This window comes from Ruminococcus bromii, assembly GCF_928721825.1.
GTDB classification, from domain to species: domain Bacteria; phylum Bacillota; class Clostridia; order Oscillospirales; family Acutalibacteraceae; genus Ruminococcoides; species Ruminococcoides bromii.
Genome location: NZ_CAKMVP010000003.1, coordinates 262,600 through 281,219, shown reverse-complemented (window position 1 = coordinate 281,219; position 18,620 = coordinate 262,600). Strand labels below are relative to the sequence as shown.

Annotated in this window: 17 protein-coding genes and 1 tRNA gene; 1 reads left to right on the top strand and 17 read right to left on the bottom strand. The window is 42.7% G+C overall.

Annotated elements, in window-relative coordinates; all coding sequences use genetic code 11:
• Window positions 1-84 precede the first annotated feature (84 nt).
• The 14 genes from QDI94_RS01570 to QDI94_RS01505 all read right to left on the bottom strand — a co-directional run bounded on the left by QDI94_RS01570 (window position 85) and on the right by QDI94_RS01505 (window position 13,479).
• Window positions 85-2,424 carry an ATP-dependent Clp protease ATP-binding subunit gene (locus tag QDI94_RS01570; protein ID WP_278866597.1) on the bottom strand — a complete coding sequence of 780 codons (2,340 nt, stop codon included), beginning with the start codon at window positions 2,422-2,424 and terminating at the stop codon, window positions 85-87.
• A gap of 102 nt (window positions 2,425-2,526) precedes the next feature.
• Window positions 2,527-3,144, bottom strand: a complete 618-nt coding sequence (locus QDI94_RS01565; protein WP_278866595.1) for a CDP-alcohol phosphatidyltransferase family protein — start codon at window positions 3,142-3,144, stop codon at window positions 2,527-2,529.
• Window positions 3,145-3,168: 24 nt separating this feature from the next.
• Window positions 3,169-3,843 (bottom strand): CvpA family protein, encoded by a 675-nt coding sequence (locus QDI94_RS01560; RefSeq protein WP_278866594.1) that lies wholly within the window; start codon window positions 3,841-3,843, stop codon window positions 3,169-3,171.
• A 5-nt stretch (window positions 3,844-3,848) separates the two neighbouring features.
• Window positions 3,849-5,144 carry a DUF5711 family protein gene (locus QDI94_RS01555; RefSeq protein ID WP_278866593.1) on the bottom strand — a complete coding sequence of 432 codons (1,296 nt, stop codon included), beginning with the start codon at window positions 5,142-5,144 and terminating at the stop codon, window positions 3,849-3,851.
• Window positions 5,137-5,943 (bottom strand): tRNA pseudouridine(38-40) synthase TruA, encoded by an 807-nt coding sequence (truA, locus tag QDI94_RS01550; protein ID WP_278866590.1) that lies wholly within the window; start codon window positions 5,941-5,943, stop codon window positions 5,137-5,139. The genes QDI94_RS01555 and truA overlap by 8 nt, the downstream gene beginning before the upstream one ends.
• Complete coding sequence (locus QDI94_RS01545) at window positions 5,913-6,725, bottom strand: energy-coupling factor transporter transmembrane component T family protein (protein ID WP_046432606.1); 813 nt, start codon at window positions 6,723-6,725, stop codon at window positions 5,913-5,915. Before QDI94_RS01545 ends, truA begins: the two co-directional genes overlap by 31 nt.
• Complete coding sequence (locus QDI94_RS01540; RefSeq protein WP_101029508.1) at window positions 6,719-7,588, bottom strand: energy-coupling factor transporter ATPase; 870 nt, start codon at window positions 7,586-7,588, stop codon at window positions 6,719-6,721. The genes QDI94_RS01545 and QDI94_RS01540 overlap by 7 nt, the downstream gene beginning before the upstream one ends.
• Window positions 7,585-8,430 carry an energy-coupling factor transporter ATPase gene (locus QDI94_RS01535; RefSeq protein ID WP_101029507.1) on the bottom strand — a complete coding sequence of 282 codons (846 nt, stop codon included), beginning with the start codon at window positions 8,428-8,430 and terminating at the stop codon, window positions 7,585-7,587. The genes QDI94_RS01540 and QDI94_RS01535 overlap by 4 nt, the downstream gene beginning before the upstream one ends.
• A 3-nt stretch (window positions 8,431-8,433) precedes the next feature.
• Entirely contained in the window at window positions 8,434-9,297 is an 864-nt protein-coding gene (locus tag QDI94_RS01530; protein WP_101029506.1) for a class I SAM-dependent methyltransferase, read from the bottom strand.
• Window positions 9,297-10,646, bottom strand: coding sequence for a phosphoglucosamine mutase (glmM, locus tag QDI94_RS01525; protein ID WP_278866585.1), 1,350 nt, complete (start codon window positions 10,644-10,646; stop codon window positions 9,297-9,299). Before glmM ends, QDI94_RS01530 begins: the two co-directional genes overlap by 1 nt.
• Window positions 10,647-10,765: 119 nt before the next feature.
• Window positions 10,766-11,845, bottom strand: a complete 1,080-nt coding sequence (ruvB, locus tag QDI94_RS01520; RefSeq protein ID WP_242987247.1) for a Holliday junction branch migration DNA helicase RuvB — start codon at window positions 11,843-11,845, stop codon at window positions 10,766-10,768.
• 12 nt (window positions 11,846-11,857) lie between these two features.
• On the bottom strand, window positions 11,858-12,460 hold the full coding sequence (gene ruvA, locus QDI94_RS01515; RefSeq protein ID WP_117882193.1) for a Holliday junction branch migration protein RuvA: 603 nt from the start codon (window positions 12,458-12,460) through the stop codon (window positions 11,858-11,860).
• Window positions 12,461-12,462: 2 nt separating this feature from the next.
• Window positions 12,463-12,969, bottom strand: a complete 507-nt coding sequence (gene ruvC / locus QDI94_RS01510; RefSeq protein WP_278419778.1) for a crossover junction endodeoxyribonuclease RuvC — start codon at window positions 12,967-12,969, stop codon at window positions 12,463-12,465.
• A 144-nt stretch (window positions 12,970-13,113) separates the two neighbouring features.
• Entirely contained in the window at window positions 13,114-13,479 is a 366-nt protein-coding gene (locus QDI94_RS01505) for a hypothetical protein (RefSeq protein ID WP_278866581.1), read from the bottom strand.
• Window positions 13,480-13,673: 194 nt separating this feature from the next.
• Here QDI94_RS01505 and QDI94_RS01500 point away from each other — a divergent pair, with 194 nt between their 5' ends.
• A complete protein-coding gene (locus QDI94_RS01500; protein WP_278866578.1) occupies window positions 13,674-14,681 on the top strand; it encodes a DUF2804 family protein in 1,008 nt (335 codons plus the stop codon).
• A gap of 305 nt (window positions 14,682-14,986) precedes the next feature.
• Here QDI94_RS01500 and QDI94_RS01495 read toward each other — a convergent pair whose 3' ends face one another.
• From QDI94_RS01495 to QDI94_RS01485, 3 genes are all read right to left on the bottom strand, one after another.
• Entirely contained in the window at window positions 14,987-16,621 is a 1,635-nt protein-coding gene (locus QDI94_RS01495) for a sigma-70 family RNA polymerase sigma factor (RefSeq protein ID WP_278866575.1), read from the bottom strand.
• 569 nt (window positions 16,622-17,190) lie between these two features.
• A tRNA-Leu gene (locus tag QDI94_RS01490) sits at window positions 17,191-17,275 on the bottom strand.
• A 208-nt stretch (window positions 17,276-17,483) separates the two neighbouring features.
• Entirely contained in the window at window positions 17,484-18,119 is a 636-nt protein-coding gene (locus tag QDI94_RS01485; RefSeq protein ID WP_278866573.1) for an HAD family hydrolase, read from the bottom strand.
• Between the last annotated feature and the right edge of the window lie 501 nt (window positions 18,120-18,620).

The following is an 18,620-nucleotide window of genomic DNA, read 5'->3' as shown; positions in this document are numbered from 1 at the left end:
TTATGTTGCATACAAAAAATCGGGCAATCGTGATGACTGCCCGATATGCGAAATTTTTATGTATTAACTTTTACCGCAAGAAAATCAGATTGACTGAAGAACAGGCTCACCGTTTTCGGCTGTGAGGTGCATTGCAGTAACTCCGCCTGCGCCTGCCTCAATCATTGCGTTAGCAATTTTCTCCTCAACCTCTCTGCGAATTGTGTTTCTGAGGTCACGGGCGCCGCTTGCACCGTTGCAAGACTTTTCTGCAAGGAGCTGACAAACCTTTTCGTCAAATGTGAATTTGATGTGCTTTTCCTCAAGAGTCGGAACATACTCAGAGAGCATAAGGTCTGCAATCTTAACAAAATCGTCCTTTTTAAGGCTGTTGAATACGATAACCTCGTCTACTCTTGCGATAAATTCGGGACGGAGGAACTCGGAAAGTGCCTTCATAACCTTTTCTTTTGAGGCATCTTCTTCAGTCTTGCCAAAGCCCAATGCGCTGTCCTTTGATGCAGAGCCGGCATTTGAGGTCATAATGATAACAGTATTTTCAAAGTTTACTGTTCTGCCGTGAGCGTCTGTAACTCTGCCCTCGTCAAGAATTTGGAGCAAAATATTGAGAACATCGGGATGAGCCTTTTCGATTTCATCAAAGAGGAGAACCGAATAAGGTCTGCGGCGAACTTTCTCCGTTACCTGTCCTGCCTCATCGTAGCCGACATATCCGGGCGGTGAACCGATAATTTTAGAAACCGAATGTTTCTCCATAAATTCACTCATATCCAGTCTGATAAGAGTTTCGGGGGTATCGAAAAGTTCCTTGCTGAGAACCTTTACAAGCTCTGTTTTACCGACACCTGTAGGACCTACAAAGATGAACGATGCAGGTCTGCGGCGAGGTGAAATTTGAACTCTGCTTCTTCTGATTGCAGATGCAAGAGCCTTTACAGCCTCGTCCTGACCGATAATTTTCTTTTTAAGCTCGTTCTCAAGGTCGGCAAGCTTTGAAAGCTCATTTTCCTTGATTCTTGATGCGGGGATACCTGTCCAGAGTTCGATTACCTTGGCGATATCCTCTTCTGTAACCTTTGAAACGAGAGTTTCGGGGTCAATTTCTTTAAGGTCGCTGTCAATTCTTGCAAGGCTTGTGTTGACCTCGGCAAGCTGTTCATAGTTTACCTCATCGGCATTTGTAAGAGCGTCCTTTCTGATAAGAAGCTTCTGTCTTTCGTCCTCAAGCTTATCGTGACGCTCCATGTTTTTATTGCGGAGAGCGGCACAGGCACAGCTTTCATCAAGAAGGTCGATTGCTTTGTCGGGAAGAAAACGGTCTGTTATGTATCTTTCGGAAAGGATAACCGTCTTGCGAACGATATCATCGTCAACAATTACACGGTGATGTGCCTCATAATAGCCTTTTACGCCTGCGATAACATCAATTGACTGAGCGATTGTAGGCTCGCCGACCTTTACAGGCTGAAATCTTCTTTCAAGAGCAGAATCCTTTTCGATATATTTTCTGTATTCGTTGAATGTTGTAGCACCGATAACCTGAACCTCGCCCCTTGAAAGAGCCGGTTTGAGGATATTTGCGGCATTCATTGTACCCTCGTTGTCACCTGTGCCGACAAGGCTGTGAACCTCATCAATAAAGAGAATTATGTTGCCGTTCTCTTTTATTTCGGAAACAAGTCCTTTGATTCTGCTTTCAAACTGACCTCTGAACTGAGTACCGGCAACAAGTGAGGTGAGGTCAAGAAGCTGAATTTCTTTGTTTTTAAGTCTTTGCGGAACATTTTCTGCGGCAATGCGGAGAGCAAGCCCCTCTGCAATAGCGGTTTTACCTACACCGGGTTCACCGATTAGGCAAGGGTTGTTCTTTGTTCTTCTTGAAAGAATCTGAATTACACGCTCAATCTCGCTGTCTCTGCCGACAATGCGGTCGATTTTGCCCTCTCTCGCCTTGCGTGTGAGGTCTTCACAGTAAAGATTGATGTGCTTTCTGTTCTTTTCTTTTTTCTCTTTTTTGCCCTTTTTATTATTATCCTGATTTGTCGCATTGTTGTTCTGTCCGCCGAACATACTGTTGAAAAATGCAGGGAATGCAGGTGCACCGTGAGAGAAGTCATCATCCTCACTGCCGTCACCGTCTTTAGCAAAATCGCCCATCTGCTCAGCAAGGTTATCCGCACCAAGCTGTTCCATAAGCTGCGACATATCGCCGTCACCCATACTGTTCATGAGGGTATTCATCTGATCCTGAACATTTTCAAGGTCCTCATCCGAGATACCCATTTTGCTGATAAGATCCTCAACCGGCTTGATTCCAAGCTCTTTTGCACAGGTAAGGCAATAACCTGCTGTCGGGGCATCTTTGGAATTGTTATTTGAAACGAAAACAACCGCAGGGCGTTTTCCGCATCTTGTACAAAGCATAGCATACTCCTTTTTAGGACACCAAATTGCACATTTGCTGTCATGGTAATATAAGAATTATACAACTGTTTAACAAATAATTCAATATTTATTTGTCGGAATTTATTTATTTTTAATGTCAGCTGTCTTTTTAAGTGATTCGTTGTACTCTTTAATCATTGCAAAATAGATTTTTCCGTAACGATAAAGTGCATAAAGCATTGACGCTGCGGTAACTGAAAGCAACACAAGGTCAAGCACCATATTTTCGTAAGCGAAGAATGCTTTCAAAAATACGATAAGACATACGGAAAAGTAGAAAATAATTGTTCCGACCTTTCCGTACCAGTTAGCGGAAGGCGGTGTGAGCCTTTTTTTGATTAAATCAGCACCGCCGATGAGCATAAGAAGGTCTTTGACCAAAAGCGTCACAAGAATCGGAAGAACCATAGGCACATAAATCACCATACAGATAACGACCGCAAAAAGCGTTACCTTGTCTGCAATGGGATCAAGGACTTTTCCGAGAGGAGTTACCTGATTGAGTTTTCTGGCAGCCATTCCGTCAAAGCAATCGGTAAGTCCCGACAAGCCTATACATATTGCCGCATATATATACTGTTCCGCAAGGAAAAAATATACGAACGGGATTATAAGCACAAATCTTACATAAGTTATAATATTAGGTATAGCAACCAAATCGGATGTTTTAAAGCTCCACACTTCTTTTTCTTTTTCCATTACTGTTTCCTCCTGTTTCTTCATTCAGACTGCAACACTGAAAAATTTAAAAACAGCACCTGAAATCATAGGGCTATTAAGCATTTCGGGATTTGATAACTCAAGCACTCCCGAATAGATATTTACGACAAAAAATACAAGGATTGCCGCCTCCGCAAGTCCGAATACACCGCCCAATAACTGATTGACCTGTTTAACAACCGGTATTTTGAATACCTTTGCAAGTTTATTAACAAGCAACTTAATAAGTATAAAGACAATTATTGAGATTACCGCACCGATAACCATTTGAAAAAATCCTGTTATAATCGGCTGTATCAGCTGTTCAACCGATACGGATACGGTTGTAGCCGTCTGATTCGGAATTTGAAAGTCATTAGTATAGATACTTGCATCTGTTCCAAAAAGAGAAAGGAAAAATCCCATCATCCCCATTGCCCAGTCCGGAAGAGCAGAAAAGCTGTTTGCTATTGCTGCGTTAATGCCCTGTGTGTCTATCATCTGCTGCAAATTTGTTATCAAAGTCTGCTGAACAAATGCCGTATAAACCCACGATGCAAGAAAAGCTGAAATGTGATACGCAAGAAAGCCCGTGAGAGCCACTCCTGCGATATTGAGAATTGTAATTGCAATTCCACGCTTAAAGTCAATCATGAACAAAAGCACAAATATTGCAATAATTATTATATCTGCAATCAAATTTATTACTCCTGTGTTGAAGTTTCGGCGGTATCGCTGCTGGATACGCTGTCAAGGTCGATGAATCTGATTTGATTTACGCTTAGAATATAAGCGGTATAATCGGACGCAAGCACAACCTTTTTTGAACCCGTTCCCGAATTTGCCGAGTATAGCAAATCACCTTTTTGATTATAACCGTAAACAACATTACCGTCAAGAATTGCAGCCGTTCCCTTGTAAACCGAAATTGAGTCGGCTTTGTGTTCGGTATTGATTGTGTTCAGAACCTCGCCGTTTTTATTATAGTTTATGAGAGCAACGCTCCTGCCGTCACCGCTTCTTGAAAGAGCCATTGTATATGATGAAGTGTCTGTGTTAAAGCAATAATTTGAAAGGGTCTTTCCGTCGTAGCTGACGGTCTTGTAATTTTTCTCGCCCTTGTTTACAATGTAGCTTGCCTGTGAACCGATAAGTACAGCTGTGTCAGATGTAAGATACTTGCAGTCAATAACAGAATCCCCTTTTACGGTGTATGTTGAAACAGGCTTGTCCTGTGAAAAATCAAGAACATAAACGCCTGTTACAACCGAGCCTTTATCGCTTGAAATGCCTGTTGCAATACAGCCGGAACCGTCTTTGTTGACAGCAACCGAAGTTATGTAATATTCTGAAAAAGAATATTTATAGATTCTGTTGTTATTTTTGCTGTAAGCATACAGCGTAGTAAGATAACCGGTATCCTCTGTTACCAGGCAATATGTACCGTTTGACGCAATATCTGCGGTATAGATTTTGTTATCGGCAGTACCCGAATAAAGCTTTTCGTCAAAGCTGCTTATCTCATAGCTTGAACCGCCGATTCCGTATGTAAGAAATCTGTTTTCATTGTTTTTCATTACGGGATTTGAATGTGTAAGCTGAAGTCGTGCAACCTCTGTACCGGAGCTTGTCAGGGTTACAAAAGAGGTATCGGAAGCATACACTGCGTGTCCCTGCGACACGGCAAAGTTACCTGATGAAACCTCTGAACCGATAATGTCAACGGGATAACCGTGACCTGCATTTCCGAGTACATCATAAGTCCACCAATTTGAGATGTTCTCCCATGTAAGCTTGTCACGGTTTGCAAAGGCAAAAACTATAAGGCCTGCAGCAATGGCAATACACGCACCGAGTACGATTTTCTTGACAGCCTGCGGCGACATTTCGGTTTTTTCCTGTTCATAATCGTCAAGAGGCATATCCTCATAGCTCATTACATCTCTGTCGGATTTATGTGTTTTTCGTTTTGAATAATGTCCTTTAAACTTTTTAAACATCAGTGTTCACTCCTTTTTGTGAACTGTTGTCATTTTCATAATTCACACGATTCAGGTACAATCCGCAAGCCTGTGCGGTGGGACCCGAATATTTTCTGTTTTTCTTTTCTATAATGGAGGGGATTTCATCGGGAGCAATTTTACCTTGCTGAATCCTGAGAAGTGTTCCCACCATAATACGAACCATATTATACAAAAAGCCGTCAGCCTCAACCTTCATTGTAACAAGGTTGCCCTCACGGGTTACCGAAAAGGCTTTTACATTTCTGGTCATATCCCCTTTTTCACGGTTATCAAGCGTGCAAAAGGAAGTGAAATCGTGTCTGCCGACATATGCCTGAGCGGCTTTGTCGAGCAGATTTTCGTCAATTTTGTATCTGTAATGAAGTGCGTATCCGTCAAGAAACGGATTTCGCACCTCGCTGTTCCAGATTTTGTAGATATATTCCTTGCTTGTGCAGGAATAGCGGGCGTGAAAATCGGGTGCAACCTCTTTGCAGTCAAGAACCGCAATGCTTAGCGGCAGCCAGCGGTTAAGCGCCGCCTTGAGCCTTTCGGGCTTTATGGGATGTTCTGTTTTAAGGCTGATGCAGTACATATTTGCGTGAACTCCGCTGTCTGTGCGACTGCATCCCTTTACATCAAAGTCATCACCGATAATCTTAGAAAGAGCAGTTTGAAAAGCCTCCTGAACCGTCATTGCGTTCTGCTGAATCTGCCAGCCGTGGAACTCTTTTCCGTCATATGAAATTGTGAGAAGAAGATTTCTTAAACTGCCGCAGGCAGGAATATGTTGCATAAAATCACTCCGCCGATTAGAAGTGCGACCATTACAAAGGATACATAGTCACGCTTTGCCATATGAATAGTTTTCATTCGTGTTCTTCCTGTTCCGCCACGGTAGCAACGGCACTCCATAGCTGTTGCAAGCTCATATGCTCTTCTGAATGCCGAAACAAAAAGCGGAATAAGAATAGGGATAAACGCCTTTACCCTCTGAATAATATTACCCGACTCCATATCGGCACCTCGTGCCTTTTGAGCCTGAGTAATTTTGTCGGTTTCTTCAAGAAGTGTGGGAACAAATCTTAAAGCAAGCGACATCATCATTGCAATCTCGTGAACGGGAAAGTGCAGTTTTGCAAGCGGCTTCATCAGTCTTTCAATTGCATCCGTAAGCTCTGTCGGAGAGGTTGTGAATGTAAGACAGGAGCTTGCAAGGATAAGACAGATGATTCTTACCGAAACAAAAATTGCTCTGTTAATGCCGTTTAAGGTAATTTTGAAAATTCCCCATTGTACAAGCGGATCACCCGAACCGTAGAACACATTGAGAATTGAGGTTACTATTATAATAAATATAATTACTTTCATGCTTTTGAAATAGAACTTTGCAGGCACCTTGCTTGCCGCAACAAAAAGTGCGGTAAAAAGCACAACAAGTGCAAGCGAAGCATAATTAAAAGTACAGAAAATAATTACGAGAAATCCGACAAGCATAATCAGCTTTGCACGGGGATCACATTTGTGGATTACGCTATTCGCAGGAAAATACTGACCGAACGCAACATCTCTTACCATATTTTACCCTCCTTGTCAAGCAGTGAGGAAATACAGTCCATTGCCTCATCAACAGTAAGTATTCCTTCGGGAACATTAAAACCTTTTTCACGCAGATCAAGCATAATCTTGGTTATCTGCGGTACTCGAAGTCCTATTTCTTCAAGCTCTCTTCCCTTTGAGAAAACTTCTTTTGTCTTATCAAACATAACGAGGTTTGACTTGTTCATAACGATTATCTTATCGGCAACCCTTGCAATGTCTTCCATGCTGTGGGATACAAGGATAACTGTGTTTTTGCGTTCCTTGTGATACTGCACAATCTGGCTCAACAGCACATCTCTGCCCATAGGATCAAGACCTGCGGTCGGTTCGTCAAGAACAAGAACCTCGGGATTCATTGCAATAACACCTGCAATTGCCGCCCTTCTCTTTTCACCGCCCGAAAGGTCGAACGGAGATTTTTCAAGAAGTTCATCTTTAAGTCCGGTAAATCTTGCGGCATCATTTACCGCTTTTTCAAGCTCTGCACCGCTCTTGCCCATATTCGTAGGGCCGAATGCGATATCCTTGGCAACGGTTTCTTCAAAAAGCTGATATTCTGGATACTGAAATACCATTCCGACTTTGAAACGGATTTTTCTGATATCCTTGGGATTTGCCCAGATATCCTCGCCGTCAAGAAGAACCTGTCCCGAAGTTGGTTTCATAAGTCCGTTGAGCATTTGAACAAGTGTTGACTTGCCCGAGCCCGTGTGTCCCATAATGCCGATAAACTCGCCCTTTTCAATTGAAAGGCTAACATTATTGACTGCGGTTTTCTCAAACGGAGTGCCTGTTCCGTAAACATAGCTTAAATTTTTCAGTTCAAGCACCTTGCTCATGACAGCACCTCCTCAAGCATTTTTACACATTGCTCTGCATTGAGAGGAAGTTTATCAAATTTTACTCCGCACCCCCTGAGTCTGTATGCAAGCTCTGTTGCCTGCGGAACATCAAGGCGGTGTTTTTTGAGGAGTTCCACCTGTGAAAAAACATCTTCGGGTGTACCCTGAGTGAGGATTTTTCCTGCGTCCATAACGACAACTCTGTCGGCAAGGACTGCCTCTTCCATATAGTGTGTGATGAGGACAACCGTCATATTCTTTTCACGGTTGAGTTTTAAAAGCGTTGTCATTACCTCGTCACGGCCGTTAGGGTCGAGCATTGCCGTTGGTTCGTCAAGAACTATGCACTGTGGCTGCATTGCAAGAATTCCCGCAATTGCAATACGCTGTTTCTGACCGCCAGAAAGCTTGAACGGGGCGTGTTCACGGTAATCGTACATATCAACGGCTTTTAGGGCATCGTCAACCCTCTGTCGAATCTCCTTTGGCGGTATTCCGAGGTTTTCGGGGCCGAAAGCAACATCTTCCTCAACAACGCTTGCAACAAGCTGGTTGTCGGGATTTTGAAGTACAAGTCCCACTTTTTCTCTTATGTCATATGTCTTGTTTTCATCTGATGTGTCATCTCCGTCAACATACACTTTGCCCTTATCCGGCAATAGCATTGCGTTGAGATGTTTTGCAACAGTTGACTTTCCGCATCCGTTGTGACCGAGAAGGGCAACAAATTCACCCTTTTCGATGTTGAGAGAAACACCGTCAACCGCATTTTTGTACGGCTGACCGCTTTCAATGTCGGAATATGAAAAGCTGATGTTGTCAAGTGAAATAAAGCTCATTTATTATTTCTCCCATATTGCGGTTGAGCCGCACGGCAATACAAGTCCCGTGTCGCTCACCTTCAGTCCTATTTCATCGCTTGATACTTTTCCGCCGAAGTACTTCTGCAAAAGAACTCCGAGCAAATACTCCATTACAGCGGGAGAAAGTCCCGTTGTGTAAGAATTGAGAATGAAAAACAGCGGATTGTCCGAAAGGACCTGCTTGCACAGGGTTACGAGCGAATAAAGCTGTTCTTCAAGCTTCCAGACCTCACCGCCAGGACCTCTGCCGTATGACGGAGGATCCATAATGATTCCGTCATACCTGTTGCCACGGCGGATTTCACGCTGTACAAATTTTACGCAATCGTCAACGAGCCAACGGACAGGTCTGTCGGCAATACCGCTTGATGCGGCATTTTCCTTTGCCCACTGAACCATGCCCTTTGATGCGTCAACATGGCAAACGGTTGCGCCTGCGTTCATACACGCAAGAGTTGCACAGCCTGTGTAACCGAAAAGGTTGAGAATTTTAAGCGGTCTGTTTTCGTTTTTAATTTTTTCTGCGGCAAAATCCCAGTTAACTGCCTGTTCGGGGAACACACCCGTGTGCTTGAATCCCATAGGCTTGATGTTGAAAACGAGGTTGCCGTAATTTACAGTCCAGCGGTCGGGAACTTTTTTGTACTGCTCCCAACTTCCTCCGCCACGATTTGAACGGTGGTAACGGGCATGTGCCGAATACCAAAGAGGATTTTTCTTTTCGCTTGACCAGATAATCTGCGGATCGGGACGGATAAGGATTATATCTCCCCATCTTTCAAGTCTTTCCCCGTCAGAGGTATCTATAAGTTCATAATCTTTCCATTTATCAGATAATCGCATTATGCAAGTCTTTCCCTTACTACCTGTGCGGCTTCTTCCGCAAGGTTCTGAATTTCTTCGAGGTTTTCGCCCTCGAGCATTACTCTTACGAGAGGTTCTGTTCCCGATACACGAACAAGGATTCTGCCTCTGTCACCGAGGATTTCGCTCACTCTTTCGATTTCAGCCTTGATTTCCCTGTCTGTATAGAATGAGAGCTTGCCCTCTCTGCTTACTTTAACATTGATAAGCACCTGCGGCAGACGCTCCATAATCTTTGCAAGCTGACTGAGCTTTTCGCCTGTTCTCTTCATAATGCTGAGAATCATTGCGCCTGAAAGCTGACCGTCGCCTGTTGTTGCGTAGTCAAGCAAAATGATGTGACCGCTCTGCTCGCCGCCGATGTTGTAGCCCTCCTGCATCATAGCCTCAAGAACATATCTGTCGCCAACCTTTGTTGAAACAAAGTGCATATCGTTTTCTTCACAGAACTTATTAAAGCCCATGTTTGTCATAATTGTTCCGACAACAGCATTCTTTTTGAGTACGCCTCTCTGCTTCATATCATTTGCACAGATTGCAATAAGGTAATCGCCGTCAACAAGGCTGCCGTTTTCGTCAACCGCAAGACATCTGTCGGCGTCACCGTCAAAGGCAAGGCCGCATGAAAGCTTGTGTTCACGAACATACTTCTGCAATTTGCTCATATGAGTTGAACCGCAGTCACGGTTGATGTTCACACCGTCAGGCTCGTCAAAAAGCATATGAACCTTTGCACCAAGCTTTGTGAAAAGCTTTTCGGCTGTTCTTGAAGAAGAACCGTTTGAGCAGTCAAGTGCGATTTCCATACCATCAAAGTCGCAGTCAACTGCCGAAACAAGGTGGTCAATATACAAATCAGCCGCCTCTGTATCATATGTTACTCTGCCGATATTTTCATCTGTTGCTGATGCATACGGTACAACATGGTCAAGTACGATTTCTTCAATTCTGTTTTCGAGGGCATCGGGGAGCTTGCATCCGTCAGAGCTGAAAATTTTGATACCGTTAAATTCAAACGGGTTGTGTGATGCGGAAATCATAATACCTGCATCGGCATTGTATTTGCCTACAAGATAAGCAACCGCAGGAGTAGGAACTACCCCGAGAATGTGAACATTTGCACCTACCGAGCAAAGTCCTGCAATAAGTGCGCCCTCGAGCATATCGCCCGAAAGTCTTGTGTCCTTACCGATTAAAATTGTGGGGTGTTCAACCTCATCGCTGATAAGAACCATTGCCGCCGCTCTGCCTATATTCATTGCAAGTTCAGGTGTAAGCTCTGCGTTTGCAACACCTCTTGCACCGTCTGTGCCGAATAATCTTCCCATTATATATATTCCTCCGTTAAATAATTTGTAGATTGTAAATTTTCAAAACTGCAATTTTCGGTATAACCCAAGTAAAAGCCTTGCACTCTGTTGAATTATACACTCATATTGTGACTGATTTATGACTCCCTGTCACCAAAGAGAGTCGGCTGTGTAGGCTGTGCATTTACAACGCCCTTAGGAAATTCACAGCCGAGATGTCTGCAAGCCTCGGCAGTTATGCATCTTCCCCTCGGTGTTCTGCTGACAAAACCTATCTGCAAAAGATACGGTTCATAGACATCCTCGATTGTTACAGCCTCTTCACCGATTGCCGCCGCAAGTGTTTCAAGTCCGACAGGACCGCCGTTGTAAAAACGAACGATTGCCTCAAGCATTCTTCTGTCGTTGCGGTCAAGACCGAGTTCGTCAATTTCGAGTCTGTCAAGTGCTGTCCTTGCGGTTTCAAGTGTGATGACGCCGTTTGACATAACCTGTGCAAAGTCACGCACACGCTTTAAAAGTCGGTTTGCAATTCGTGGTGTTCCCCTTGAACGGGACGCAATTTCAAGCGCACCGTCATGTTCAATTTTTATTCCGAGGATTCCGGCACTTCTTTCAACAATCTGTGCAAGCTCCTCGGGAGTGTAGAGCTCAAGTCTTAACACCACACCGAAACGGTCACGCAAAGGAGCGGTCAGCTGACCTGCTCTTGTGGTTGCTCCGACAAGTGTAAATTTTGGCAACGGCAGATGATACGAAGCCGCCATCTGACCTTTGCCCGTGATGATATCAATTGCAAAGTCCTCCATTGAAGGGTAAAGTATTTCTTCAACGGAACGGCTCAGTCTGTGAATTTCGTCAATAAAAAGCACATCGCCCTCGTTAAGGTTGGTAAGCAATGCCGCAAGGTCGCCCGGCTTTTCAATTGCAGGGCCTGAGGTTATTCTCATTGACACACCGAGTTCATTCGCAATGATTCCCGAAAGAGTTGTTTTACCGAGTCCCGGAGGGCCGTAGAGCAGTACATGGTCAAGGGTTTCGCCTCTGATTTTTGCCGCCTCGATAAAAACCTTGAGGTTTTCCTTTGCCTTTTCCTGTCCTATGTATTCCGAAAGTGTTTTCGGCCGCAGAGGGTTGTCGCTCTCTGCCGTATCTTCGGGAATTTCGGAAGTATCGGTTATTCTGTTTTCAAAATCAAATTCATCCGAGAATTCCATTTTACTCATATGTTACTGTCTTCCCATCTGTTTTAATGTGAGTGAAATAAGCTGTTCAACAGGCAAGGTGCTGTCGAGTGTTGCAAGCACGGGTGAAACATCCGAAGGAGAATAGCCCAAAACTCCGAGTGCCTCGATTGCTTTCGGAACATTTCCCGTTGAAACATTCACGCTGTTCTGTGCCGCCTGTGCAAAGGAACTGTCCTCCTTAGCCGCTTTTGCAAGCTTGTCCTTGAGTTCAAGAACAATTCTCTGTGCAATTTTTTTGCCTATTCCCTGTGCTCTTGTAATTGTTTTGAGGTCATCGGAGGCAATCGCCATTGCAACCTGTTCGGGACTGAGCTCCGATAAAACCGCAAGTCCTGCCTTTGGACCTACACCGCTTACGCTGATGAGGTTTTTAAAGGTTTCAAGCTCTGCCTTTGTTGCAAAGCCGAAAAGGTCAACCGCATCTTCCCTTACATTAAGGTAAGTGTAAAGCGTTACCTCGGTGTTAAGCTTTACGGCTTTGAGTGTGTTCATTGTCGTCTGGCACATATAGCCGACACCGCCGCACTCTACTACCGCCGCATTTGATTCTATAGCAATAAGTTTTCCTCTTACGGAATAAAGCATATTTAAAGTCCCTTTCCGTACATTACTCTTCTGAGCTGTGAGCCTGCCGCCTGTGTGTGACAGATTGCAATTGCAAGTGCGTCACAGGTATCATCGGGTTTCGGGATTTCTTTCAGCTTTAAAAGCCTTGCGGTCATTTCCATAACCTGCGGTTTTTTAGCCTTGCCGTATCCCGTTACAGCCGTTTTGACCTGAAGAGGAGTGTACTCAAAGATTGGTATTTTAAGTTTTTGTGCCGCAAGCAGGGTTACTCCCCTTGCCTGAGCAACATTGATAGCCGTTTTCTGATTGGTCTGAAAGTAAAGTTTTTCGATTGCAAGAGCGTCGGGGCGACATCTGTTGAGAATAGCATAGGTTTCGTCATAGATGTACTCAAGCCGTTTGTTAAAATCAGTTCCGGCAACGGTTTCAATTGCACCGAAGCCGAGAGTTTTGTATGTATTCGATTTAAAATTGATTGCTCCCCAGCCTACAATGGCATATCCAGGATCAATTCCAAACACTACCAAAACAATACCTCCGAAAAAATCCAAAAATGGCATAATAACATAGCTTAAAACATTATAACACACACAACTTTATTTATCAATAAAATTATTCGTTAATCTGCGTATTCCGCTCAAAATGTACATAAGAAACTTTGAACGGCTGATTTACTCGGTTTTTTGCGTGTTATCGGCACAGCTGAGCGTAATTTTTGAACCGTTGTATGACAAATCAAGCTTTTTTCCGTGCGGAACATATTCAAAGGTGTAGTTTCGGTAAAGTTTCGGCACAAATATGACAAGCGTTGTATCATCGACAACATATTTTCCGCAAAGCTCCGCCTTGTCTTTTCCGCTCATCATAATAAGGGACGCATTGTCGCCGTCAAACGAAAGGCTTATCTTTCCGCCGCCGTCAAGCTCTGCACTCCAGTCTGTGCAGGTAAGCTCGTTTTGATATCCCGATGTGTCGGCACTGCATGAACAAAGCAGAAAACATAAGCAGATTAAAATTAAAATGACAAATTTCTTCATAAAAACCGCCCTCACAGGTGTATGATAGTATTACAGATTATTCATGAAATCAGAAAATTAGTACATATACCGTTGACGGCAGAAAACGAAATTTACAGTTTTGTTATAATTCTTGAAAAGCATAATTATTTTGTGTATATTGTATGGTGTGATTTTATGGAAAATTTTAAAAACGAGAACACGGAGGGATTGTTTTGCAACATGAGATAACCGAAAAGCATAATGTTTTTGAAGAAAACGGAGAGGTTATGTGTGCAGGCTGGGCAAGAACGCCTGTTTTTGAATATAACAGCGAACAGAGCAAAACAAGCGGAAAACACAGCGAAAGGGATTGCTATTTCATAAGCAACACAGAGGTTTCGCTCTATCTTTCGGTTGAAAATTTAGGCATGGAATTTGCGGTGAAAATTGCGGTCGCCGACCTTAAAAGAGGCGGTGTGATTTATGATTGTGTTGTAAAGAAATTTGTTTTCAGCAAGAACGAGCTTCCCGAATCGGGCAGCTCGGGAGAGCTTTTGTACACGGACAAAAGGCTTCAGCTACAGCTTACAAACACACCGAACGGAAGATTTTTAAAATGTGATTTTATCGACTTTGGCGGCATAAAAAATCTTTACTTTAACATTAATCTCAAAAAGACGGCGGGCGAAAGTCTTAACGAAATTGCACCGTTTGAGAGAGACAGAAAATATTTTTATCTCAAACGCTTTGTTCCCAAATTTGTCGCAGGCGGAATTATTCGTGTGGGCGGTATGGAATATTCCTTAAACGAAACAACCACTAACGCATATTTTGATTGGACACGCTTTTCAAAGCCGAGAAAGCATAATTATCAGAGATTAAGCTCCGACTGCTTTATTGACGGAAAACGCTTTTCCCTCTGCCTTGCAAGCAGAGTAGGCGACAACCGTTACGGCAACGAAAATTGCTTTTTCACAGACGGGCATCTTGAAAAGCTGTCACAGATAAATGTTAAAAGCACAGGCGGAAATCTTGACAGACCATGGTACTTTAAGGCGGGATATTCCGCAGTTGACATTACATTTAAGCCGTTTACGGTAAAAGGCGAGGCAATGGCGGCATATATGGACAAAACAACGGTGATTTTCGGCAGACTGTACGGAGAACTAAAGAGAGTAGATATGGATAAACCCATTGTACTTGACAATTCACAGGCGCACATTGTTCTGACGGAATTTTAAAAATACAATTGACAAAAATAAGCACGGCTTTTATTGTGTCAGAATATTTGAGCTTAAACATAACATATTCTAATTTTGCCAAAATTATGTATCCTGCTTTGCACACGAACGGGAGAACACGGTTCTCCCCTACAATTGATTGCACAAACGATTACAATACTATGCTCGGGCATACTTTACGAACAGGAAACTTGGGTGCGCCGTGCTTTTGTACAAAACAAGTCAGGCTGTGAAGAACGAAGTCTTAAACTTCATTTCCTCACAGCCCTATCTTATTTAGTATTTATACTTGTTATCAATTTTAATTATCTGTACTCATAGTGACCGCCATCTTTGACTTTCTCATCATAAGCTTCTTTCCAATAGCCGTCTTCTACTGTTTTGGTTCCTACTTTAACCCACTGCTTTTCACAATGATAAGCTCCCGCACCATTTGTTTCCAATTCCCAAGTAAGATGCTCTCTCATCTGGTTATCATCTACTAACTGCATACCGCAATTATTACACACATCGATGTAACCATATCTCATATCATCCTCTTCGTGAGTACCCGTTACGATCCATTCTCTTTCGTGGTGAACTGTTTTGTAATCATCTACCCATACCTTCTGCTTTGGCTTTGCTGTAGGTGTTTCAGTCTTTGAAGATTCACTCGGCTTAGATGCTGGCTTCTGAGCTGGTTTTGTGTCGTTCTTTGAAGAGTTACTCGGCTTAGACGCTGGCTTATTGTCATTCTTAGAAGTGTCAACCTTTGATGTATTTGTCTTTGAAGAGTTGTCTTTCTTTGAAGATGTATTTGACTTGGTATCTTCTTTCTTTTCGGTGTTACCCTTATTGTTGTTGTTTTTGTTAGATACTGTAGTTTTTACATCGTCAACCTTAACTGTAACTGTCTTACCGTCATCGGTTTTTACTTCTACCTTACCGTCTTTTACTTCGACTTTCTTACCCTTCTTATCAGTGATGCTGCCGTCTTTGTCGACTTTGATTTCACCCTTGTCTACCAAATCTTTAACTGCCTTTGGAACCGTTACCGCAGGAGCTGTAGTTGCCTGTGCAGTGGTCTGAGCAGAAGTTGTTGCGGTCGGAACTTTGTCACTTTTATAACCTGCAAGAAGACTTGTGCCGACTGTTGTGCCTGCAAAAAGTAAGGTCATACCGCAAGCCATAGCTATGGCTTTTGTCTTAGCCGCTGTAACTGCACCTGTCTTAACCGCAGTTGCTGTACTCGATTTTATCGCTGTTGAAACACCCTTTGAAGCCGCAGTTACAAGGCTTTCTCCGTTTGGAAGTGTGATTTTTATGCTCGGAACGCAAAGGCTCTTTGCCTGCTCTCTGAAAATTGTTGTAAAGAACGGCACAAATACAACACCGTGAAGCTTGTCACCGCTTTTGTTTTCGTAATCTTCAATTGCAGTTTTCATCTTTGCCCTTGAATAGTTGAGCCTTGAAAGCACAGTACCCCTTGAACATTCAAAGACTTCTGCGATTTCATCAACAGTCATTTCATTAAAATAGTGCATAATCACTGTCTGATACTGAACATCGGACAGTACTTCCTGCATAATTGAAAGAATAATTTCTCTCTTTGCCTTGTCTGAAATGTATTCTTCGGGAATTGATATACGCTCGTCAACTATTGCCTGATTTTCAAAAATTTCATCGTCCAGTTGGATTTCACCTTTACCTTTCAAATAATTTTTGCACTTATTAACGGCAATTCTGTTAAGCCAACTTCTGATTTGTGATGATTTTTCCAAAGATTGGATTTTTAAAAAAGCCGTTATGTAAGTTTCCTGCATAATGTCCTGTGCGGTTGTTTCGTTCTTTAAAAAGCTGATACAAGTAAACCACACTTCACGCTCTGTAAGCTTGTAGAGCTTTTCAAATGATTTGTTATCTCCCTTTTTAATTTTCTCTACTAAGTGGGAAATGTTCATAAAATAACCTCCTCTCATTTCCTTTCATAATATAGACAATTTAAAACGGCTTTTGATTTTATAAAATCCGAAAAAATTTTAAAATTTTTCAAATTTTTTCGATTTTTTCAAAAAAGTAAATATTTTTCGCATAAAACAAAAAGAGCTACGAAGAATGAAGTCTTATACTTCTTTCCGCCACAGGCGGCGGTCGCAAGGCTACCTCAAGTCCCGTCATATTTCCTATTGCAGTTTGTTATAGCGGTAACTGCGAGTGACGGTGATTACTATATGTCAAACTTCCGTCCTCGCCAATGCGGCTTGTTCATAGTCATACTTTCATCAACGCTCTCCCTAAAAACAGTTGTTTTCTTCTATCCACTTTTGTTTTTACGGTCACTCTCTCCCCGTCTGAAATATAGTCGCATTGCGTTGTGCATGGACGCACTTCCTTATGCTCCTTATTTCAGACAGCGCTTTGCTCCCTTTTTCCGCCACAGGCGGCGGTCGCAAGGCTACCTTCAAGTCCCGTCACACCGCTTGACGGTAAAATAAAAAGCAGTCAACACAAATGTGTCAACTGCTTTTTATGGTGCGAGTGACGGGACTTGAACCCGTACGTCGTGAAACACACGCCCCTCAAACGTGCCTGTCTGCCTATTCCAGCACACTCGCATTTATTAAGTTGTGAATCTCTCGACTCAACAGTCAACATTGTATCACAAGGCATTTAACTTGTCAATAGATATTTGAAAGTTTTTTCAAATTTTTTACATTATTTTTTCTCTGTCAACAAAAAACGCATAAAAACTGAAACTTTATACCTTTTGACAAGATGACACCGTGACAGGCAGTATCCCGATATCATCTTATTTTATCGCATTTAGCTGAGAATTTTTTCTGCAACTTTTGGCAATTCATCAAACGAACTGATTGTGTATTCAGGATTTTCCGTTGTGCCGAATCCGTATGATGCAAACACGAACGGAATTTCTGCATCTTTTGCGGCAATTTGATCGCCGATTGTATCACCGAGATACACAGCCTTATCAATGCTGTTTCTCTTAATAACAAGCTTTATATTCTCCCCTTTTGTCTGATTGGTTCTGCCCGACATTTCAAAATCGGAGAAATATTTTTCAAGCTTATGAGCGAACAGGAACGCTTCAATATAGCCGCACTGACAATTGCTGATTATGCCGAGAAGATAATTCTTTGAAAGAATTTCAAGCGTACTTTCAAGATTATCATACAAATGACCGCCTGTTTTGCGAAGTGACGGAATCTGTTCAGCGCAACATTCCTTTACAATTGCGACCGAGTTTTCAAGCGGAAGCTCGGGCAACATTATTGACGCAATCTGTTCAACCGTTTTTCCCATATAACTGTTCATTTCTTCAAGTGTGACTTGCTTTGTTGTTTCTTTATGTTTTTTAAGTACATCATTCCACACAGGCAAAATCACATCAGAAGTGTGCCACATTGTGCCGTCAAGGTCAAATAAAACTGCTTTTTTCATAAATTCATATCCCCATATCAAATATGCTTAACGGACTCCCGTTGCCAAAAACGATATTATCACAACGGATTTTGGTTGTCAAGGTATGGTGCTGTAAATATGTTTATCCAACATTTGTTTTATTTGATGAAGTTTGAGTATTCATTTATAGCGGTAACTGCGAGTGACGGTGATTGCTATTTGTCAAACTTTCGTCCTCGCCAATGCGGCTTGTTCATAGTCATACTTTCATCAACGCTCTCCCTAAAAACAGTTGTTTTCTTTTATCTGCTTTTTGTTTTACGGTTACTCTCTCCCCATCTGAAATACAGTCGCCTTGCGTTGTGCATGAATGCACTTCCTTATGCTCCTTATTTCAGACAGCGCTTTGCTTCCTTTTTCCGCCACAGGCGGCGGTCGCAAGGCTACCTCAAGTCCCGTCATATTCCCTATTGCAGTTTGTTATAACGGTAACTGCGAGTGACGGTGATTGCTATTTGTCAAACTTTCGTCCTCGCCAAT